Here is a 21303-nt window from a genome sequence, read left to right on the forward strand (position 1 = left end):
GTAGGCACATGGGAATTTACAGCAAGCCCGGTTCCAACAGTGACTCATAAAGCAGTTCACGAGTTTGTCAGCGGAACTTCAGGCAAAGAACTTCCACAAGAAGTGAAAACCTTGCTTCCAGCAGACCAAACAAACTTGAAAGACGGTAGTCAAGCGACTCCAACTCAACCAAGTCAAACAGAAGTGAAGACCGCAGAAGGTACGTGGAGCTTCAAGTCCTATGACAAGACATCGGAAACCATCAATGGAGCAGATGTTAAGTTTGTAGGCACATGGGAATTCACCCCAGTTCCAACAGTGACTCATAAAGCAGTTCACGAGTTTGTTAGCGGAACTCCAGGTAAAGAACTTCCACAAGAAGTAAAAGCCTTGCTTCCAGCAGACCAAACAGACTTGAAAGACGGTAGCCAAGCGATTCCGACGCAACCAAGTCAAACAGAAGTGAAGACAGCAGAAGGCACATGGAGCTTCAAGTCTTATGACAAGACATCTGAAACCATCAATGGAGCAGACGCACACTTCGTAGGAACTTGGGAATTCACTCCGGCCCCAATTAAAGATTCTGGAAATACTAGTCAACCAGAAGAAAGAAGTAGTCAAAATCAGAACTTGTTACCAAACACGGGTTCAGCAGTATCTGGTCTTCTTTCAATCATCGGTCTTGCCTTTGCAAGCCTAGCAGCTTTTGTTCTTCGCAAGAAAGACTAAGCTACTCTTAGGAAATAACAAAATGACTTCTTAATTCCTGAGTCTAAGAAGAGAGAACGAGAAATCGTTCTCTCTTTTTCGTTTTATACACTTGTTTAATTTCTTATCTAATCTACGGCTTTTTCAGACTTAAAAGGAAATACCAAGTAGATGAGAAGTAAGTTTCTAGGTCTGTAGACTGATTTTTAGCACTCTTAACAAAAGAGTGCTAATTTTTTGAGTTTTTGTCTTGACATTCTCTTCTAAGGGTGTATAATAGAATCATGAGTTAGCACTTGAATGCATAGAGTGCTAATCGATCAGACAGAGAGGAGTGATAAGATGGTTACAGAGCGTCAACAGGATATTTTAAATCTGATTATTGACATCTTTACCAAAACGCACGAACCTGTCGGATCCAAGGCGCTACAAGAGTCTATTAATTCTAGTAGTGCTACCATTCGTAATGACATGGCAGCTCTAGAGAAGCAGGGTTTGCTTGAGAAGGCTCATACCTCAAGCGGTCGGATGCCAAGTGTCACGGGGTTTCAGTACTATGTGAAACATTCGCTTGCTTTTGACAGACTGGCTGAAAATGAGGTATACGAGATTGTCAAAGCCTTTGATCAGGAGTTCTTCAAACTGGAGGATATTCTGCAAGAGGCTGCTAATCTACTGACAGACCTGAGTGGCTGTACGGTAGTGGCTCTGGATGTTGAGCCGAGCAGGCAACGGTTGACAGCCTTTGATATTGTTGTCTTGGGGCAACATACAGCCTTGGCAGTATTTACCCTAGACGAGTCCCGAACGGTTACCAGTCAATTTCTGATTCCAAGGAACTTCTTGCAGGAAGATTTGCTGAAACTGAAGAGCATCATTCAGGAACGTTTCCTCACTCATACCGTTCTGGATATTCACTACAAGATTCGGACGGAGATTCCGCAGATTATCCAACGTTACTTTACAACAACGGACAATGTCATGGATCTCTTTGAACACATTTTTAAAGAAATGTTCAACGAAAACATTGTGGTATCGGGCAAGGTCAATCTCTTGAATTTTGCCAATCTAGCGGCCTATCAGTTCTTTGACCAACCGCAAAAGGTGGCTCTGGAGATTCGTGAGGGTCTGCATGAAGATCAGATGCAAAATGTCCGTGTTGCGGACAGTCAGGAATCCTGTCTAGCTGACTTGGCGGTGATTAGCAGTAAATTCCTCATTCCTTATCGAGGTTTTGGAATTCTAGCGATTATCGGTCCGGTTAATCTGGATTACCAGCAATTGGTCAACCAAGTCAATGTAGTCAACCGTGTATTGACCATGAAGTTGACGGATTTTTATCGCTACCTCAGCAGTAATCATTACGAAGTAAATTAATTTTGAAATCATTAAAGGAGGCGAAAATGGCCCAAGATAAAAAGAACGAAGAAATGAAAGAAGAGGAAGTTGTGGAAACAACTGAAGAAACAACTCCTGAGAAGTCTGAGTTGGACTTGGCAAATGAACGCGCAGATGAGTTCGAAAACAAATACCTTCGCGCTCATGCAGAAATGCAGAATATTCAACGCCGTGCCAATGAAGAACGTCAAAACTTGCAACGTTATCGTAGCCAGGACTTGGCAAAAGCAATCTTACCATCGCTCGACAACTTAGAACGTGCACTAGCAGTTGAAGGTTTGACAGACGACGTCAAAAAAGGATTGGAGATGGTGCAAGAGAGCTTGATTCACGCTTTGAAAGAAGAAGGAATCGAAGAAATTGCAGCTGAAGGCGAATTTGACCATAACTATCACATGGCCATCCAAACTCTCCCAGCAGACGATGAACACCCAGCAGATACCATCGCCCAAGTCTTCCAAAAAGGCTACAAACTCCATGACCGCATCCTACGCCCAGCAATGGTAGTTGTCTACAACTAGGCAATTCTGACGGTTGCAACATACATAATAGAAAACTTGTCCGAAACGACAATAAACTATGAAAGAAAGATAAGAAATTGTTCAGCTTTGCAATAGTGAGCGAAGCGAACAAAAGACGATACTCTTCGCCGTGGCGCTATTTGCGCAAACTTTGAAACCTTAGGCTCAAAGTTTGGTCAAAGAGATTGACGAGTCAAGCTCTGACGGCGCCGCCACCTAAGAAGAGTACCAAAAAGAAAGAATATAAAATTTAAGGAGAAAAACACATGTCTAAAATTATCGGTATTGACTTAGGTACAACAAACTCAGCAGTAGCAGTTCTTGAAGGAACTGAAAGCAAAATCATCGCAAATCCAGAAGGAAACCGCACAACTCCATCTGTAGTTTCATTCAAAAACGGTGAAATCATCGTTGGTGATGCCGCAAAACGTCAAGCAGTTACAAACCCAGATACAGTTATCTCTATCAAATCTAAGATGGGAACTTCTGAAAAAGTTTCTGCTAACGGAAAAGAATACACTCCACAAGAAATCTCAGCTATGATCCTTCAATACTTGAAAGGTTACGCTGAAGATTACCTTGGTGAAAAAGTAACTAAAGCTGTTATCACAGTACCTGCTTACTTCAATGATGCACAACGTCAAGCTACAAAAGACGCTGGTAAAATCGCTGGTCTTGAAGTAGAACGTATTGTCAACGAACCAACTGCAGCAGCTCTTGCTTATGGTTTGGACAAAACCGACAAAGAAGAAAAAATCTTGGTATTTGACCTTGGTGGTGGTACCTTCGACGTCTCTATCCTTGAACTCGGTGACGGTGTCTTCGATGTATTGGCGACTGCAGGGGATAACAAACTCGGTGGTGACGACTTTGACCAAAAAATCATCAATCACATGATTGCAGAATTCAAGAAAGAAAATGGTATTGACTTGTCTACTGACAAGATGGCTCTTCAACGTTTGAAAGATGCGGCTGAAAAAGCGAAGAAAGACCTTTCTGGTGTAACTTCAACTCAAATCAGCTTGCCATTCATCACTGCTGGTGAATCTGGACCTCTTCACTTAGAAATGACCTTGACTCGTGCGAAATTTGACGATTTGACTCGTGATCTTGTTGAACGTACAAAAGTTCCAGTTCGTCAAGCCCTTTCAGATGCAGGTTTGAGCTTGTCAGAAATCGATGAAGTGATTCTTGTTGGTGGTTCAACTCGTATCCCAGCCGTTGTAGAAGCTGTTAAGGCTGAAACTGGTAAAGAACCAAACAAATCAGTAAACCCTGATGAAGTAGTTGCCATGGGTGCTGCTATCCAAGGTGGTGTCATCACTGGTGATGTTAAAGACGTTGTCCTTCTTGACGTAACGCCATTATCACTCGGTATCGAAACAATGGGTGGAGTATTTACAAAACTTATCGATCGCAACACTACTATTCCAACATCTAAGTCACAAGTCTTCTCAACAGCAGCAGACAACCAACCAGCCGTTGATATCCACGTTCTTCAAGGTGAACGCCCAATGGCAGCAGATAACAAGACTCTTGGACGTTTCCAATTGACTGATATCCCAGCTGCACCTCGTGGTATCCCACAAATCGAAGTAACATTTGATATCGATAAGAACGGTATCGTGTCTGTTAAGGCTAAAGATCTTGGAACTCAAAAAGAACAAACAATTGTTATCCAATCTAACTCAGGTTTGACAGACGAAGAAATCGACCGCATGATGAAAGATGCAGAAGCAAACGCTGAAGCAGATAAGAAACGTAAAGAAGAAGTTGACCTTCGTAACGAAGTAGACCAAGCTATCTTTGCGACTGAAAAGACCATCAAGGAAACTGAAGGCAAAGGCTTCGATGCAGAACGTGATGCTGCCCAAGCTGCCCTTGATGACCTTAAAAAAGCTCAAGAAGACAACAACTTGGATGAAATGAAAGCAAAACTTGAAGCGTTGAACGAAAAAGCTCAAGGCCTTGCTGTTAAACTCTACGAACAAGCCGCAGCTGCTCAACAAGCTCAAGCAGGAGCAGAAGGCGCGCAAGCAACAGGAAACGCAGGCGATGATGTCGTAGACGGAGAGTTTACTGAAAAATAAGATGCAAAGCCCGTTAAAACCTCACAGTGAAAATAGGAAATCTAACGCAGAAACTTTAGTTTCTAGGAAGATTTGTCTTTTTCACCAAGAGGTTAGGGCGTGCTTGATTCGGTAAGATGTTGAGGCGTTAAGAAAACGAAAGAAAAATAGGAAGCCATCGCCTTGTGCGATGCACAAAAGATGGCTTATCTTTTTTCCGAAGTTTTTAGCCGAAACTCAGTTAAGCATTACTAGTTTGATTTTTGAAACTCGAACGTCGTAATGATAAGAAGAAATCCAGAGGTTGCAACCCAGCCTCTGTTTTTCGGTAAAAAGGGACTGAACCTATTTTATTTGAGTTTTTATCATCAATATACAAAGAAAGGAATTGAACCCGACCTAAATCGTGGTCTCGTTCCGCAATATTAACAGAAAGGAACAAAGAGTGTTCGTAACTGAACACGGGCTACGGACTGTGCCAAAAAGATAGTTTTTTCTAGGACGCAAGCGTCCGTCGTCAAAACTCCTAGATGGTTGTGTCCGTTTGACGCCCTTTGTATTTTGAATTATGAACAATACTGAATTTTATGATCGTCTGGGGGTGTCAAAAAACGCTTCGGCAGACGAGATCAAAAAGGCTTATCGTAAGCTTTCCAAAAAATACCACCCAGATATCAACAAGGATCCTGGTGCTGAGGAAAAATACAAGGAAGTTCAAGAAGCCTATGAGACTTTGAGTGACGACCAAAAACGTGCAGCCTACGACCAATATGGTGCTGCAGGTGCCAACGGTGGCTTTGGTGGTGCTGGTGGTTTTGGTGGCTTTGACGGAGCAGGTGGCTTCGGTGGTTTTGAGGATATCTTCTCAAGTTTCTTTGGCGGAGGCGGTGCTTCGCGCAATCCAAACGCTCCTCGTCAAGGGGATGACCTCCAGTACCGTGTGAACTTGACCTTTGAAGAAGCTATCTTCGGAACAGAAAAGGAAGTTAAGTACAACCGTGAAGCAAGCTGTCGTACATGTAATGGATCTGGTGCTAAACCAGGGACAAGTCCAGTCACTTGTGGACGCTGTCATGGCGCCGGTGTTATTAATGTCGATACGCAGACTCCGCTTGGTATGATGCGCCGCCAAGTAACCTGTGATGTCTGTCATGGTCGCGGAAAAGAAATCAAAGATCCATGTACAACTTGTCACGGAACAGGTCATGAAAAACAAGCTCATAGCGTACATGTGAAGATCCCTGCGGGTGTGGAAACAGGCCAACAAATCCGCCTAGCGGGTCAAGGTGAAGCAGGATTTAACGGTGGACCTTATGGTGACTTGTATGTGGTGGTTTCAGTAGAAGCTAGTGATAAGTTTGAACGTGAAGGAACCACTATCTTCTACAATCTGAACCTCAACTTTGTCCAAGCAGCTCTTGGTGATACTGTGGAAATTCCAACCGTGCATGGTGATGTTGAATTGGTCATTCCAGAAGGAACTCAGACTGGCAAGAAATTCCGTCTACGTGGTAAGGGAGCACCGAGCCTTCGTGGCGGTGCCGTTGGTGACCAATACGTGACTGTCAATGTCGTGACTCCGACAGGTTTGAACGACCGCCAAAAAGCTGCGCTTAAAGAATTCGCAGCTGCAGGTGACTTGAAAGTCAATCCAAAGAAAAAAGGCTTCTTTGACCATATAAAAGATGCCTTTGAAGGAGAATAAAGTAAAAAGAGCCGATTGGCTCTTTTTTGTGTTATCATTGAACATTTAGCGTCGAAAAATCATTTTCCAGATAGTCTACTATTTATACTTTTGAATGAGCAAGCCAGCTGCATCCATATCTTGGATGAGCTGCTTGAGTTCCGCTTCCTTGCCAGGCTTCACAGTGACAGTATCAATATGCTTGATTGCCGAATTATCCTGAATATCCACTAAAGTCAAAGCTTTTTCATAGAATGCAATTCCCTTTTTAAGACTTTCCTGATCATCCCAAAAGAGAATTGAGTAATTAGGGTTAAATGTCTTCCCGATTTCTTGGAGATACTTCTTGCTCTCCTCCTCTAAAAACTGAAATAAACCGTGATTGAACAAGTTGTCTCCCACCTTATAGTAGGAAATATCTCCTGTCTGTAGGACATAGACTTCGAGTCGGTTTTTGGTGAGTTTTGGACTTTCTTTTAGGACGGGGTGGCTATTGACAACCTCATCTGAGAAAGTAACATAAAAATTTAAGCCTCCACCCTCGTATTGATAGTGTCCATCTGATTCGACTTTCTCGGGAGGGAGATCAAGGGAGATAAAGATTTGTTTTAAGGTTTCATTCCCCTCACGGATGTCACTCGGTGAAGCCTTGAAAAGATTCATCAGTACTAGAAATGCCAGGACTGCAAGAAGGCTAAGGCAGCCACAAGGGATCGCGATGACCTTCGCTAGAACTTTTAAAGACTGTTTCATTTTCATTCCCTCCCTTTTCTGTTCGAATCTAGTAACCCAAAATGGATTTAAGGAAAGTTGGAGGCTTTCTTATTTTTGTTTTTCTTCTTGGAGGACCGCCATTCTAGTCTGGAAATCCTTTTCCAAGACTTTGAATTTATAGGTTAAATCTTTTTGGTATTCCTTGATAAGGGATTTTTGTTGGTCGATGATTTGTAGGCTGTTTTGGATGATATCCAAATCATCCTTGATAGCTTCGACGCGGTCAGTTGTATCTAGCACTTCATCCTGAATGGCTTGGCGATTTTTCACGACAAAATAACTTCCAGCTGCAGCTCCTGCAAATAGCAATAGATTGGATAGTTTCATGGCAACTCCTTAAGCATTTTTAATGGTTTCAGCGACTTGGGCGAGTTTGTCAAAGTCTGGTTCGTGGGCGATAAAGTCAATCTTAAGGTCATCTTCTGCACTGTAGCGAGGTACGAGGTGCACGTGTGTATGAAAGACCGTTTGACCCGCGACTTCCTCGCAGTTGGCGATGATATTCATGCCGACAGCTTTGGTAGCCTTCATAACTTTTTGAGCTACTAGTGGCACTTGGGCAAAGAGTTGGCTGGCACTTGCTGCATCCATCTCCAAAAGATTGCGATAATGTTCTTTTGGTACGACTAACGTGTGTCCAGGCGTTACTTGAGAGATATCAAGAAAGGCAAGAACCTGCTCATCCTCGTATACTTTTGAAGCAGGAATCTCCCCTGCGATGATCTTACAAAAAATGCAATCTGACATAAAATCCACCTCTACTGTATTGAATTTTGATATAATATAGCTACATTATACCAGATTCGGAGAAAATATGTTAGAAATTAAAAACCTGACAGGAGGCTATGTTCACGTTCCTGTCTTGAAAGATGTGTCCTTTACAGTTGAAAGTGGGCAGTTGGTCGGTTTGATTGGGCTCAACGGTGCTGGGAAATCAACGACAATCAATGAGATTATTGGTCTGTTGACACCTTACAGTGGAGAAATCAAGATTAATGGTCTCACCCTGCGAGAAGATGCGACCAGCTATCGCAAGCAGATTGGCTATATCCCAGAAACGCCTACTCTGTATGAGGAATTGACCCTCAGAGAGCATATCGAGACGGTTGCCATGGCCTATGGTATTGAGCAAAAAGAGGCTTTTGATCGTGTGGAACCTTTGTTAAAAATGTTTCGTTTGGATCAAAAATTAGACTGGTTTCCAGTACATTTCTCAAAAGGGATGAAGCAGAAGGTCATGATTATCTGTGCTTTTGTCGTAGATCCGAGTCTTTTCATCGTTGATGAGCCTTTTCTTGGCCTCGATCCGCTGGCCATTTCTGACTTGATTCAGCTTCTAGAAGTGGAAAAGCAAAAAGGCAAGTCCATTCTCATGAGTACCCACGTGCTAGACTCAGCAGAAAAGATGTGTGATGCCTTTGTCATTCTCCACAAGGGAGAGGTTCGGGCTCAGGGGAACCTCCAGCAACTCCGCGAAGCCTTTGCCATGCCTGATGCTAGTTTGAATGATATTTACTTGGCTCTGACCAAAGAGGAGGAGCTATGAAAGACTTGTTTTTAAAGCGAAAACAGGCTTTTCGTAAGGAGTGTGTCGGTTATCTCCGTTATGTTCTAAATGACCACTTTGTCTTGTTCCTGCTAGTTCTCATCGGTTTTCTAGCTTACCAGTACAGTCAACTCTTGCAACATTTTCCTGAAAATCACTGGCCTATCCTCTTGTTTTTGGGGATTGTATCTGTCTTACTTTTGGCTTGGGGAGGAATCGCGACCTATATGGAAGAACCGGATAAGCTCTTTCTCTTAGTCAGTGAAGAGGAGGTTAAGTCTCACCTCAAAGGGCAGACAGTGCGCTCACTGGTCTTTTGGCTTTTTGTCCAGACCCTTTTCTTGCTTTTATTTGCGCCCTTATTTTTAGCCATGGGCTATGGCTTGCCAGTTTTTTTCATCTATGTGCTTTTATTGGGAGCTGGGAAATATCTCCTCTTTCGCCAAAAAGCTAGTAAATTTTTTACTGATACTGGTCTCGACTGGGACTTTGTCATTTCCCAAGAAAGCAAACGCAAGCAGGTCTTGCTTCGTTTCTTTGCTCTCTTTACTCAGGTCAAGGGCGTTTCCAATAGTGTCAAACGTCGCGCTTATCTGGATTTTATCCTTAAAGTAGTTCAGAAAGTGCCGAGCAAGATTTGGCAAAATCTCTATCTTCGTTCTTACTTGCGAAATGGAGACCTCTTTGCCCTCAGTCTCCGCCTCCTCTTCCTATCCTTGTTAGCTCTAGTCTTTATCGAACAAGCTTGGATCGCGACGGCAGTGGTGGTTCTATTTAATTACCTCTTGCTCTTTCAGTTACTGGCCCTCTATCATGCCTTTGATTACCAATACTTGACCCAGCTCTTTCCACTAGAAAAAGGGAAGAAAGAAAAGGGATTGAAACAGATCATACTCGGTGTGGGAAGTGCAGTTCTTTTGTTAGAATTGCTGGTCGGAGCAGTGGTTTTTCAAGAAAAAATAGCCTTGTTGGCTCTTGTAGGAGCAAGTCTCTTCCTACAATTGTTTTATTTGCCTTACCAACTAAAAAGATTGGTTGACGAATAGACCAAAAACTAGTAGAATAGTAAGGAAACTTTATACGGAGGAAAGAAATGGACTTGGGTGATAATGAGCTAACGCTGACCCCTATCCCTGGGAAGAGCGGCAAAGCTTATATGGGAAGCTACCCTGATGGGAAGCGCGTCTTTGTAAAAATGAACACCTCTCCAATCCTACCTGGCCTAGCCAGAGAACAAATCGCTCCTCAATTACTATGGACTCGTCGTTTGCCAGACGGCCGTGATATGTGTGCTCAGGAATGGCTGACGGGCAAAATCTTGACCCCTTACGATATGAATCGCAAGCAGATTATCAATATCTTGAACCGCCTTCACCGCTCGCGTCCTTTGATGAAGCAGTTGAGCCGTTTGGGATACACCATGGAAACACCAGTTGATTTGCTACGTTCTTGGCAGCAAGGAGTTCCAGAAATCTTGAAGCAGAATCACTTTTTGAACAGTGTGATTGCTGAGCTAGGTAAGACGGTTCCAAGTTTTAGGGAAGACCATGCAACGATTGTGCATGGGGATCTTCGCCATAGTAATTGGATTGAGACAGAGAGTGGACTTGTTTATCTAGTGGATTGGGATTCGGTTCGCCTGACGGATCGTATGTTTGATGTGGCGCATTTGCTATGCCACTACATTCCAGATCATCAGTGGCGCCAATGGTTGAGAGACTATGGCTATAAGTACAATCAGACAGTGTTAGATAAATTGTATTGGTATGGTCAGTATTCTTACTTGAACCAGATTGCCAAATACTGTGAAAATCAAGATTTAGACAATGTAAACCGGGAGATTTACGCCTTGCGTGTCTTCCGCGATAAGTATGGAAAGAAGAGATGAGAGTTAGAAATCGTAAAGGGGCGACAGAATTACTAGAGGCCAATCCTCAGTATGTGGTCCTTAATCCCTTGGAGGCTAAAGGGAAATGGCGAGACTTGTTTGGAAATGATCATCCTATTCATGTTGAGGTTGGAAGTGGGAAAGGGGCCTTCATATCAGGAATGGCCAAGCAAAACCCTGACATCAACTACATCGGGATTGACATCCAAAAGTCGGTATTGAGTTATGCCTTGGACAAGGTGCTTGAAGTTGGAGTTCCCAATATCAAATTGCTGTGGGTAGATGGTTCAGATTTGACTGACTACTTTGAAGACGGTGAGATTGATCGTCTCTACCTCAACTTTTCAGATCCCTGGCCTAAAAAACGCCATGAAAAACGTCGTTTGACTTACAAGAGTTTCTTGGATACTTTCAAGCGCATCTTGCCTGAGAATGGGGAAATCCATTTCAAGACAGATAACCGTGGCTTATTTGAGTATAGTCTAGTGAGCTTTTCTCAGTATGGGATGAAACTCAATGGTGTCTGGCTAGACTTACATGCCAGTGATTTTGAAGGCAATGTCATGACAGAGTATGAGCAAAAATTCTCCAGCAAAGGTCAAGTGATCTACCGAGTTGAAGCAGAATTTTAAGAAATAGCTTGAAAACCAGCTGTTTGAGTGCTAATACTTTACATAAATTGACAAACGTGCTATACTGATAGTAAGAATATGAGAAAGAGAGGCGGGGAAATATCTTCGCCTCTTGCTTATGAGGAGGTGGACGCAATCGCAACAATCGTAGAATTAGTCAGAGAAGTTGTAGAACCTGTCATCCAAGCACCTTTCGAACTCGTGGATATCGAGTATGGAAAGATTGGCAGTGACATGATTCTCAGTATTTTTGTAGATAAACCTGAAGGAATTACCTTGAACGACACGGCAGACCTGACAGAAATCATCAGTCCTGTCCTAGATACCATCAAGCCCGATCCCTTCCCAGAACAATATTTCCTAGAAATCACCAGTCCAGGCTTGGAACGTCCTTTGAAAACCAAGGATGCTGTCGCTGGAGCTGTTGGGAAATACATCCATGTCGGGCTCTACCAGGCCATCGATAAGCAAAAAGTCTTTGAAGGAACCTTGGTATCCTTTGAAGAGGACGAGTTGACCATGGAATATATGGACAAGACACGTAAGAAAACCGTCCAAATTCCATACAGTTTAGTATCAAAAGCACGTTTAGCAGTAAAACTATAGAAAAGAAAGGATAGCTTTTGAGGATTCAAAAGTAAAAAGAACATGAGTAAAGAAATGCTAGAGGCCTTCCGCATTTTGGAAGAAGACAAGGGAATCAAAAAAGAAGACATCATCGACGCAGTAGTAGAGTCACTTCGTTCCGCTTATCGCAGACGCTATGGCCAATCAGACAGCGTAGCCATCGACTTCAACGAAAAAACAGGTGATTTTACAGTTTATACTGTCCGTGAAGTGGTTGATGAAGTATTTGATAGCCGTTTGGAAATCAGCTTGAAAGATGCTCTTGCCATTAATTCAGCCTATGAGCTTGGTGATAAAATCAAGTTCGAAGAAGCACCAGCTGAGTTTGGTCGTGTAGCAGCCCAATCTGCCAAACAAACCATCATGGAAAAAATGCGCAAGCAAACACGTGCTATCACTTACAATACTTATAAAGAACATGAACAAGAAATCATGTCTGGTACAGTAGAAAGATTTGACAACCGCTTTATTTACGTCAACCTTGGCAGCATCGAAGCCCAATTGTCCAAACAAGACCAAATTCCTGGAGAGGTGTTTGCTTCCCACGATCGTATCGAAGTTTATGTCTACAAGGTTGAAGACAACCCTCGTGGTGTCAACGTCTTTGTTAGCCGAAGCCATCCAGAAATGATCAAACGTTTGATGGAGCAAGAAATTCCAGAAGTCTACGATGGAACTGTTGAAATCATGAGCGTAGCTCGTGAAGCTGGTGACCGTACGAAAGTAGCCGTTCGTAGCCACAATCCAAACGTGGATGCTATCGGGACAATCGTTGGACGTGGTGGTGCCAATATCAAGAAGATCACCAGCAAATTCCACCCAGCTCGTTACGATGCTAAGAGCGACCGCATGATTCCTGTCGAAGAAAACATCGATGTTATCGAGTGGGTAGCAGATCCAGCTGAGTTTATCTACAATGCCATCGCTCCTGCTGAAGTTGACCAAGTTATCTTTGATGAAAATGACAGCAAACGAGCCTTGGTCGTTGTACCTGATAACAAGCTTTCTCTTGCGATCGGTCGTCGTGGACAAAACGTTCGCTTGGCTGCTCATTTGACAGGTTACCGTATCGATATCAAGTCTGCAAGTGAATTTGAAGCTATGGAAGAAGCAGGTCAAGTGGATTACGCAGCTGCGGATGAATTGACAGAAGAATAAAAGCTGCTAGAGGAGGGAAAGATGAAAACAAGAAAAATCCCTTTGCGCAAGTCTGTTGTATCCAACGAAGTGATTGATAAGCGTGATTTGCTCCGCATTGTCAAGAACAAAGAAGGACAGGTCTTTATCGATCCGACAGGCAAGGCCAATGGCCGTGGCGCTTATATCAAGCTAGACAATACAGAAGCCCTAGAGGCAAAAAAGAAGAAAGTCTTTAACCGCAGCTTTAACATGGAAGTGGAAGAAAGCTTTTATGACGAGTTGATCGCTTATGTGGATCATAAAGTGAAAAGAAGAGAGTTAGGACTTGAATAAGCAAAAGATAAGCAATCTCTTGGGACTTGCTCAACGAGCAGGCCGGATCATATCGGGTGAGGAATTGGTGGTCAAGGCCATCCAAGCTCAGAAAGCCAAGCTAGTCTTTCTAGCCCATGATGCTGGCCCCAATCTAACCAAGAAGATTCAAGATAAAAGTGACTATTATCAAGTAGAAGTTATAACCGTGTTTTCAACACTGGAATTAAGCATAGCAGTCGGAAAATCGCGAAAAGTTTTGGCTGTGACAGATGCTGGATTTACAAAGAAAATGAGGTCTCTTATGGAATAGAAGAGGAGGACATGATTTGTCTAAGAAAAGATTGTACGAAATCGCAAAAGAACTTGGAAAAGAAAGTAAAGAAGTTGTAGCGCGTGCAAAAGAGTTGGGCTTGGATGTAAAAAGCCACTCATCGAGCGTGGAAGCTGCTGCTGCTGAACAAATCGCAGCTAGCTTTAAACCAGCTGCTCCGAAAGCAGAAGCAAAACCTGCGACACCAAAAGCAAGTGTAGAAAAGAAAGCGGAAAAGCCTGCATCAGCTAAACCAGTAGCTGTTAAGGAAGAAAGTAAACCAGCTACACCTGTAGCTCCTAAGGAAGAAAAAGTAGTGGCCGCAAGACCACAAAGTCGAAACTTCAAGGCGGAGCGTGAGGCGCGTGCCAAAGAGCAGGCAGAGCGACGCAAACAAAACAAGGGCAACAACCGTGACCAACAACAAAACGGTAACCGTCAGAAAAATGACGGCCGTAATGGTGGAAAACCTGGTCAAGGAAACCGCGACAATCGCCGATTTAACGACCAAGGGAAAAAACCACAAGGTCAGGGAAACCGTGGCAATAATCGCCGTCAGCAACAAGACTTCCAGCCAAAACAAGCTGGACCACGTGTTGACTTTAAAGCCCGTGCAGCAGCCCTAAAAGCAGAGCAAAATGCAGAGTACGCACGCTCAAGCGAGGAGCGCTTCAAACAATCGCAAGCTGCTAAAGAAGCCTTGGCTCAAGCTAATAAACGCAAGGAGCCAGAGGAAATCTTTGAAGAAGCTGCTAAGTTAGCTGAACAAACGCAACCAGCAGTAACAGTAGTTCCTGTAGCGAAAGAAGCGCCAGTGGATACACGTCGTAAAAAACAAGCTCGACCAGACAAAGAACGTGATGATTATGATCACGAAGAAGATGGTCCTAGAAAACAACAAAAGAATCGAAGTAGTCAAAATCAAGTGAGAAATCAAAGAAATAGTAACTGGAATAACAATAAGAAGAACAAAAAAGGCAATAACAAGAACAACCGTAACCAGACTCCAAAACCTGTTACAGAGCGCAAGTTCCATGAATTGCCAACAGAATTCGAATATACAGATGGTATGACTGTTGCGGAAATCGCAAAACGTATCAAACGTGAACCAGCTGAAATCGTTAAGAAACTCTTTATGATGGGGATTATGGCCACACAAAACCAATCTTTGGATGGAGAAACCATTGAACTCCTCATGGTGGATTATGGTATCGAAGCCAAACAAAAGGTTGAAGTGGACAATGCCGACATCGAACGTTTCTTCGTCGAAGATGGTTATCTCAATGAAGATGAATTAGTTGAGCGTCCACCAGTTGTCACCATCATGGGACACGTTGACCATGGTAAGACAACACTTTTGGATACCCTTCGTAATTCTCGTGTTGCAACAGGTGAAGCGGGTGGTATCACTCAGCATATCGGTGCTTACCAAATCGTGGAAAATGGCAAGAAGATTACCTTCCTTGATACACCAGGACACGCGGCCTTTACATCTATGCGTGCGCGTGGTGCTTCTGTTACCGATATTACCATCTTGGTTGTAGCGGCCGACGACGGGGTTATGCCTCAAACTATCGAAGCCATCAACCACTCAAAAGCAGCGAACGTTCCAATTATCGTAGCCATCAACAAGATTGATAAACCAGGTGCCAACCCAGAACGCGTTATCGGTGAATTGGCTGAACACGGTGTTATGTCAACAGCTTGGGGTGGAGATTCTGAATTTGTTGAAATCTCAGCTAAATTCAACCAAAACATTGATGAATTGTTGGAAACAGTCCTTCTTGTAGCTGAAATCCAAGAACTCAAGGCAGACCCAACAGTGCGTGCTATCGGTACCGTTATCGAAGCGCGCTTGGATAAAGGAAAAGGTGCGGTCGCAACCCTTCTTGTGCAACAAGGTACTTTGAATGTCCAAGATCCAATCGTTGTCGGAAATACCTTCGGTCGTGTCCGTGCTATGACCAATGACCTTGGTCGTCGTGTTAAGGTTGCTGGACCATCAACACCAGTATCTATCACAGGTTTGAACGAAGCACCAATGGCGGGTGACCACTTTGCCGTTTACGAAGATGAAAAATCTGCGCGTGCAGCAGGTGAAGAACGTGCGAAACGTGCTCTTATGAAGCAACGTCAAGTAACTCAACGTGTCAGCCTTGAAAACCTCTTTGATACGCTTAAAGCAGGCGAGCTCAAGTCTGTTAACGTCATCATCAAGGCCGACGTACAAGGTTCAGTTGAAGCCCTTTCTGCCTCGCTTCAAAAGATCGATGTAGAAGGTGTCAAAGTTACCATCGTTCACTCAGCGGTCGGTGCCATCAACGAATCTGATGTGACTCTTGCGGAAGCTTCAAATGCCTTTATAATCGGTTTCAACGTGCGCCCTACACCACAAGCTCGTCAACAAGCAGAAGAAGATGATGTAGAAATCCGTCTCCACAGCATTATCTACAAGGTTATCGAAGAGATGGAAGAAGCCATGAAAGGGATGCTTGATCCAGAATTCGAAGAAAAAGTTATCGGTGAAGCAATCATCCGTGAAACCTTCAAGGTATCTAAAGTGGGAACCATCGGTGGATTCATGGTTACGAGTGGTAAAGTTACCCGTGACTCTAAAGTCCGTGTTATCCGTGACGGTGTCGTTATCTATGACGGTGAACTTGCAAGCTTGAAACACTACAAAGATGACGTCAAAGAAGTTACGAACGGCCGTGAAGGTGGTCTCATGATTGATGGCTACAATGATATCAAGATGGATGATGTGATTGAGGCATACGTCATGGAAGAAATTAAACGTTAAGATTTTTGCTCCTTTCTTAGGTGGTGAGGGACGCAAGCAAACCGATGGTTTCATTGCTTGTTTTTGAGCCTAGTGTCTCAAAAATCCCCTGTGATGGGACTGATAAATCAGTTCCATCACTTTCACCACAGCGAAAGAAGCAGACAAGTTCAAATTGAACTTCGTTTCAATTTGAACTGAAAATCAATAAATTTAAAAATAGCTAGGTCTGCTGGCCTAGCTTTTGGTTCAAAGTAGAGAAAGGAATATCATGGCAAATCATTTCCGTACGGATCGTGTGGGCATGGAAATCAAGCGTGAAGTCAATGAGATTTTGCAAAAGAAAGTCCGTGATCCGCGTGTCCAAGGTGTGACCATTACAGATGTTCAGATGCTAGGTGACTTGTCTGTTGCTAAGGTTTACTACACCATTTTGAGTAACCTTGCTTCGGATAACCAAAAAGCTCAAATCGGGCTTGAAAAAGCAACTGGTACCATCAAACGTGAACTTGGTCGCAATTTGAAATTGTACAAAATCCCAGATTTGACTTTCGTCAAAGACGAATCCATCGAATATGGAAACAAGATTGACGAGATGCTACGCAATCTGGATAAGAACTAAGAAAGAGGGGCAACCCTCTTTTTTGGTGTATGCTAATCGTCCTTATGGTATAATATAAGCAGGAAAATCATTTTAGAACATACATGGAGGTCGTCATGGACAATATCATCGATGTGTCAATACCCGTTGCAGAAGTGGTAGACAAGCACCCGGAAGTCTTGGAAATCCTAGTGGAGCTCGGTTTTAAACCACTTGCTAATCCCTTGATGCGCAATACAGTCGGTCGCAAGGTATCGCTTAAGCAGGGTTCTAAACTTGAAGGAACTCCTATGGACAAGATTGTCCGCACGTTGGAAGCGAACGGCTATGAAGTGATTGGATTAGACTAATGGCAGATGAACGGATTCATATCCTACGGGATATTTTGTTAGAATTGCACAACGGCGCCTCTCCCGAGTCAGTTCAGGAGCGTTTTGATGCGACCTTTACAGGTGTGTCAGCCATCGAGATTTCCCTCATGGAGCACGAGCTGATGAACTCAGACTCAGGTGTCACCTTTGAAGATGTCATGGAACTCTGCGATGTCCATGCTAATCTTTTTAAAAATGCTGTTAAGGGCGTCGAAGTGGAGGATACTGAACACCCTGGCCACCCAGTTCGCGTCTTCAAGGATGAAAATCTGGCTCTCCGTGCTGCCTTGATTCGCATTCGGAGATTGTTGGACACCTATGAGTCTATGGAAGACGAGGAAATGCTGGCAGAGATGCGTAAGGGTTTGGTTCGTCAAATGGGGCTGTTGGGCCAATTTGATATTCACTATCAGCGCAAGGAAGAGCTCTTCTTTCCCATCATGGAGCGCTATGGACACGATTCACCTCCTAAGGTTATGTGGGGAGTGGATGACCAGATCCGAGAACTCTTTCAAACAGCTTTAACGACAGCCAAGTCACTACCTGAAGTATCGATTAGCAGTGTAAAAGAAGATTTTGAAGCTTTTGCGACAGAGTTTGAAAGTATGATTTTCAAGGAAGAGTCCATCCTCCTCATGATTCTCCTTGAGTCTTTCACCCAGGATGACTGGATTCAGATTGCGGAGGAGAGCGATGCCTACGGCTATGCCATCATCCGTCCGTCAGAGAAATGGGTGCCAGAGCGCCAGAGTTTCGTTGAGGAAAAGAGTGCAGAGGAGCCCGTGCAACTAGACACGGCTGAAGGTCAAGTTCAGCAAGTTATCGATACACCAGAAGGCCAGTTCACCATTACCTTTACCCCTAAGGAAAAGGAAGCAGTGCTGGACAGCCATAGCCAACAGGCTTTTGGCAATGGCTATCTCTCAGTCGAGCAGGCCAACCTCATCCTCAATCACCTCCCTATGGAGATCACTTTTGTTAATAAGGACGATATTTTTCAGTATTACAATGACAATTCGCCAGCTGATGAGATGATTTTCAAACGGACACCGTCCCAAGTCGGGCGCAATGTCGAATTATGTCATCCTCCAAAATATTTGGAGAAAGTCAAAGCCATCATGCAAGGTCTTCGTGAAGGGCTCAAGGACAAGTATGAAATGTGGTTCAAGTCGGAGTCGCGAGGCAAGTTTGTCCACATCACCTATGCTGCAGTACACGATGAGAACGGGGAATTTCAAGGAGTCCTAGAGTATGTTCAGGATATCCAGCCTTACCGTGAGATTGATACGGACTACTTCCGTGGATTAGAATAAGGAGAATCAATGAGTTACGAACAAGAATTTATGAAGGAATTTGAGGCCTGGGTGAACACCCAGATCATGATCAACGACATGGCGCATAAGGAAAGTCAGAAGGTTTACGAAGAAGACCAAGACGAGCGTGCCAAAGATGCCATGATTCGCTACGAAAGCCGCTTGGATGCTTATCAGTTCTTGCTTGGTAAGTTTGAAAATTTCAAAGCAGGCAAGGGATTTCATGATTTGCCAGAAGGATTGTTTGGCGAGAGAAACTATTAATCGTTGTAAATCAAAAAGTGCGTATGAACGCACTTTTTCTGTTTATACGTGATGTGTGTGTTTGGTAATCCATTGTTCCATTTTAATATGCAACCAGAATGAATAGATGCCCAAAGTGATGATGGTGAGCAAGAACCACTTGATCCAGTTCCCGAATAATTGAGAACCTGTTCCGTCAAAATAGAGGCGACGCCCATCGATGACAGTGTGATTGACTTTCCAGTTTTGCATCATACAAACTGCCCAAGGCGTAGCGATTCCAATAGTAAAAACTATGATAAGCATGGCTAGGATAGCATATCCAACGTAGCTCAAAAGACCACCATCAAAGTAACTTTCATTATTCATATTCTTCTCCTTATCAGCTTTTTACGTGAATTAGTCTTGCACATTACTGCATGTTTTATCAAGAAGTTGAATCATTGTCAAATTAGATTGAAAGAAAAAACGGCTAGATTTTTAGGAGCAATCTCGTTTCCTTTCTTGATTTTTTCCCAAAATCTTGATAGAATATCTTTATTAAATCCTTGTCAGAACAGGGATTTTTTATTGAAAGGATTTTATCATGTCAAAGAAACTCCAACGGAAAAAACAATTACGAAACAGCCTTCGTCGTTCAGGTGCATTTTCAAGTACGGTGACCAAGGTTGTCGAAGAAACAAAAAAAGTTGTGAAACATGCAGAAAAATCTGCTAGCGAAGCAGGGAAAGTTGTCTCTAAAAAAGTGGAACAAGCAGTAGAAGCAACTAAAGAGCAAGCTCAAAAAGTTACAAGCTCTGTAGAAGAATTCGCATCCAACCTAGGTGGACTTTCAGTCGACCGTGCCAAGACTTTCTACGATGAAGGAATCAAGTCTGCTGCTGATTTCAAAAATTGGACAGAAAAAGAACTCCTTGCCTTAAAAGGAATCGGTCCAGCTACCATCAAGAAATTAAAAGAAAACGGCATCAAGTTCAAGTAATCTTTCTTGCCCCTTGCATTTCCGTCAAAAACTTGTTAAAATAAAGCCATTAGAGGTGTTTTGAGTTCCACATTTTACAGAAAGTGGCGGTGTTGAGAAGTCCACAAATGTGTCGAAACTGGTTGCTAATGGATGAAAAATTGAAATAAAAGTGTCTTTTTGTTTTAAAGACGAGAGTTGCGGGCTCTGCCCGAAATTGGGTGGTACCGCGGATAAACACATTCGTCCCTGTCATGGATATGGCAGGGGCTTTTTTTTGCGTCTTAGTCAAAGGAGGTTTTCATGAAGCAATCCTTTAAAACCAGTAAGCTCTACTATGGTTTTCCTATCTTTATTTTAGGCTATCAGGACCAGAACTTTGGTCACAATATTACGACCTGCAGTTCCTCTTATAGCCTAGGAGATTGACTAGTCATCGGTGTCGGCGCTGAGGAAAATGCAGCTAAGCAAATCAAGCATTATCAACAGTTCACGGTGAACATACCTGATGAAAACCTCATGCTCGAAATGGAGCAGGCTGGTTTTATTAGCCACCGAGAAAAGTTGGGACACTTGGGGCTTGACTACGAGATTTCTGAACGGACTCAGGCACCGATTTTAAAGGTCTGTCCAGTCGTATTGGACTGTCAGGTAGATAGGATTATCGATGAAGACGGCATCTGCCATATCTTTGCTAAGATTATCGAGCGACTTGCTGATCCTGAGCTCTTAGATGACAAGGGGCATTTTAAAAATGACCGTTTTTCGCCAACTTACTTTATGGGGGACGGCTACCAGCGCGTTTATCGTTATTTAGATGATCGTGTCGACCCTATGGGGAACTTCATCAAGAAAGCGAGGAGGAAGGATGGCAAGAGTAACATTACCTGAGCGAATCGAAACGGAGCGACTGGTCTTGCGAGTCCGCACCGTTGCTGATGCCGAGGATATCTTTGACTATGCCAGTCGGCCAGAAGTCTCCTATCCAGCAGGCTTTCCGCCCGTCAAGACCTTGGAAGATGAGATTTATTATCTGGAGTACATTCTTCCCGAGCGCAATGAAAAGGACAATCTCCCAGCTGGTTACGGCATTGTGGTCAAAGGAACTGATACAATCATCGGCTCTGTTGATTTCAACCATCGACACGAAGACGATGTGCTGGAAATTGGCTATACCTTGCACCCAGACTATTGGGGTCTAGGTTATGTTCCAGAGGCGGCACGTGCCTTGATTGACCTAGCTTTTAAAGAACTTGATATTCACAAGATTGAACTGACTTGCTTTGGGTATAACCTTCAAAGTCAACGAGTTGCAGAGAAGCTTGGCTTTACCCTCGAAGCTCGCATAAGAGACCGCAAAGATGCCCAAGGAAATCGCTGTGACAGTCTGATATATGGCTTGCTGAGGAGTGAGTGGGAAATTTAGTAATGAAAAGAGATGAAT

At 43.5% G+C, this 21303-nt stretch carries 24 protein-coding genes and 1 pseudogene (1 of these 25 cut by a window edge); 21 read left to right on the forward strand and 4 right to left on the reverse strand.

The annotated features are described in order from the left end of the window. From EKB01_RS09015 to dnaJ, 5 genes are all read left to right on the forward strand, one after another. A protein-coding gene (locus EKB01_RS09015; protein ID WP_167266683.1) for an LPXTG-anchored SHIRT domain periscope protein crosses the window boundary here: on the forward strand, positions 1–708 show its 3' end. It extends 2796 nt beyond the left edge of the window; the window shows 708 of its 3504 coding nt (coding positions 2797–3504); the start codon falls outside the window, past its left edge; it ends in the stop codon at positions 706–708. 321 nt (positions 709–1029) lie between these two features. Then, the gene (gene hrcA / locus EKB01_RS09020; protein WP_109290315.1) at positions 1030–2064 is read left to right on the forward strand and encodes a heat-inducible transcriptional repressor HrcA; all 1035 of its coding nucleotides are present in this window, start codon (positions 1030–1032) and stop codon (positions 2062–2064) included. 26 nt (positions 2065–2090) lie between these two features. Beyond that, positions 2091–2606 (forward strand): nucleotide exchange factor GrpE, encoded by a 516-nt coding sequence (gene grpE / locus EKB01_RS09025; RefSeq protein WP_109290314.1) that lies wholly within the window; start codon positions 2091–2093, stop codon positions 2604–2606. A gap of 266 nt (positions 2607–2872) precedes the next feature. Next, complete coding sequence (dnaK, locus tag EKB01_RS09030) at positions 2873–4696, forward strand: molecular chaperone DnaK (protein WP_009730619.1); 1824 nt, start codon at positions 2873–2875, stop codon at positions 4694–4696. Positions 4697–5243: 547 nt separating this feature from the next. Beyond that, positions 5244–6380: a molecular chaperone DnaJ gene (gene dnaJ, locus EKB01_RS09035; protein WP_167266686.1), complete on the forward strand. Its 1137-nt coding sequence runs from the start codon at positions 5244–5246 to the stop codon at positions 6378–6380. A gap of 78 nt (positions 6381–6458) precedes the next feature. On the opposite strand, the gene EKB01_RS09040 is transcribed toward dnaJ, so the two are convergent. The 3 genes from EKB01_RS09040 to EKB01_RS09050 form a co-directional block, all read right to left on the reverse strand. Next, positions 6459–7112, reverse strand: coding sequence for a hypothetical protein (locus tag EKB01_RS09040; RefSeq protein WP_007522798.1), 654 nt, complete (start codon positions 7110–7112; stop codon positions 6459–6461). A 69-nt stretch (positions 7113–7181) separates the two neighbouring features. After that, positions 7182–7460 carry a hypothetical protein gene (locus EKB01_RS09045; RefSeq protein ID WP_007522796.1) on the reverse strand — a complete coding sequence of 93 codons (279 nt, stop codon included), beginning with the start codon at positions 7458–7460 and terminating at the stop codon, positions 7182–7184. 9 nt (positions 7461–7469) lie between these two features. After that, positions 7470–7880: an HIT family protein gene (locus EKB01_RS09050; RefSeq protein ID WP_007522794.1), complete on the reverse strand. Its 411-nt coding sequence runs from the start codon at positions 7878–7880 to the stop codon at positions 7470–7472. A 67-nt stretch (positions 7881–7947) separates the two neighbouring features. Between EKB01_RS09050 and EKB01_RS09055 the strand changes: the two genes are divergently transcribed. From EKB01_RS09055 to EKB01_RS09115, 13 genes are all read left to right on the forward strand, one after another. Continuing rightward, complete coding sequence (locus tag EKB01_RS09055) at positions 7948–8679, forward strand: ABC transporter ATP-binding protein (protein WP_007522792.1); 732 nt, start codon at positions 7948–7950, stop codon at positions 8677–8679. Further along, positions 8676–9725, forward strand: coding sequence for an ABC transporter permease (locus EKB01_RS09060; RefSeq protein ID WP_007522790.1), 1050 nt, complete (start codon positions 8676–8678; stop codon positions 9723–9725). The genes EKB01_RS09055 and EKB01_RS09060 overlap by 4 nt, the downstream gene beginning before the upstream one ends. Before the next feature lie 47 nt (positions 9726–9772). Further along, on the forward strand, positions 9773–10567 hold the full coding sequence (locus tag EKB01_RS09065; RefSeq protein ID WP_007522788.1) for a phosphotransferase family protein: 795 nt from the start codon (positions 9773–9775) through the stop codon (positions 10565–10567). Then, positions 10564–11199, forward strand: a complete 636-nt coding sequence (gene trmB, locus EKB01_RS09070; RefSeq protein WP_033583646.1) for a tRNA (guanosine(46)-N7)-methyltransferase TrmB — start codon at positions 10564–10566, stop codon at positions 11197–11199. Before EKB01_RS09065 ends, trmB begins: the two co-directional genes overlap by 4 nt. 126 nt (positions 11200–11325) lie before the next feature. Next, a complete protein-coding gene (gene rimP, locus EKB01_RS09075) occupies positions 11326–11805 on the forward strand; it encodes a ribosome maturation factor RimP (protein WP_000338695.1) in 480 nt (159 codons plus the stop codon). 42 nt (positions 11806–11847) lie between these two features. Beyond that, positions 11848–12984 carry a transcription termination factor NusA gene (nusA, locus tag EKB01_RS09080; RefSeq protein WP_000032278.1) on the forward strand — a complete coding sequence of 379 codons (1137 nt, stop codon included), beginning with the start codon at positions 11848–11850 and terminating at the stop codon, positions 12982–12984. Between the two features lie 21 nt (positions 12985–13005). Beyond that, positions 13006–13299, forward strand: coding sequence for a YlxR family protein (locus tag EKB01_RS09085; protein ID WP_000857568.1), 294 nt, complete (start codon positions 13006–13008; stop codon positions 13297–13299). Next, positions 13292–13591 (forward strand): YlxQ-related RNA-binding protein, encoded by a 300-nt coding sequence (locus EKB01_RS09090; RefSeq protein ID WP_070526466.1) that lies wholly within the window; start codon positions 13292–13294, stop codon positions 13589–13591. The genes EKB01_RS09085 and EKB01_RS09090 overlap by 8 nt, the downstream gene beginning before the upstream one ends. Before the next feature lie 16 nt (positions 13592–13607). Further along, on the forward strand, positions 13608–16391 hold the full coding sequence (infB, locus tag EKB01_RS09095; protein ID WP_167266688.1) for a translation initiation factor IF-2: 2784 nt from the start codon (positions 13608–13610) through the stop codon (positions 16389–16391). A gap of 250 nt (positions 16392–16641) precedes the next feature. Further along, entirely contained in the window at positions 16642–16992 is a 351-nt protein-coding gene (gene rbfA, locus EKB01_RS09100) for a 30S ribosome-binding factor RbfA (protein ID WP_001273601.1), read from the forward strand. A gap of 95 nt (positions 16993–17087) precedes the next feature. Continuing rightward, positions 17088–17321, forward strand: coding sequence for a DUF1858 domain-containing protein (locus EKB01_RS09105; protein WP_000368739.1), 234 nt, complete (start codon positions 17088–17090; stop codon positions 17319–17321). Next, positions 17321–18655 carry a DUF438 domain-containing protein gene (locus EKB01_RS09110; protein ID WP_167266691.1) on the forward strand — a complete coding sequence of 445 codons (1335 nt, stop codon included), beginning with the start codon at positions 17321–17323 and terminating at the stop codon, positions 18653–18655. The genes EKB01_RS09105 and EKB01_RS09110 overlap by 1 nt, the downstream gene beginning before the upstream one ends. Positions 18656–18664: 9 nt before the next feature. After that, complete coding sequence (locus EKB01_RS09115) at positions 18665–18919, forward strand: DUF1912 family protein (protein WP_000119707.1); 255 nt, start codon at positions 18665–18667, stop codon at positions 18917–18919. 42 nt (positions 18920–18961) lie between these two features. Here the strand turns inward: EKB01_RS09115 and EKB01_RS09120 are convergent, their stop codons facing one another. Continuing rightward, positions 18962–19267 carry a DUF898 family protein gene (locus tag EKB01_RS09120; protein WP_033583653.1) on the reverse strand — a complete coding sequence of 102 codons (306 nt, stop codon included), beginning with the start codon at positions 19265–19267 and terminating at the stop codon, positions 18962–18964. A gap of 217 nt (positions 19268–19484) precedes the next feature. Between EKB01_RS09120 and EKB01_RS09125 the strand changes: the two genes are divergently transcribed. From EKB01_RS09125 to EKB01_RS09135, 3 genes and pseudogenes are all read left to right on the forward strand, one after another. Further along, positions 19485–19880, forward strand: coding sequence for a helix-hairpin-helix domain-containing protein (locus EKB01_RS09125; protein WP_109290310.1), 396 nt, complete (start codon positions 19485–19487; stop codon positions 19878–19880). Positions 19881–20162: 282 nt separating this feature from the next. After that, positions 20163–20750, forward strand: a pseudogene (locus tag EKB01_RS09130) (flavin reductase family protein). Further along, positions 20728–21285 carry a GNAT family protein gene (locus tag EKB01_RS09135; RefSeq protein WP_109290308.1) on the forward strand — a complete coding sequence of 186 codons (558 nt, stop codon included), beginning with the start codon at positions 20728–20730 and terminating at the stop codon, positions 21283–21285. Before EKB01_RS09130 ends, EKB01_RS09135 begins: the two are co-directional and overlap by 23 nt. The last annotated feature ends 18 nt before the right edge of the window (positions 21286–21303 follow it).

It is taken from the genome of Streptococcus sp. CCUG 71758, from assembly GCF_011714815.1.
Taxonomy (GTDB): domain Bacteria; phylum Bacillota; class Bacilli; order Lactobacillales; family Streptococcaceae; genus Streptococcus; species Streptococcus halitosis.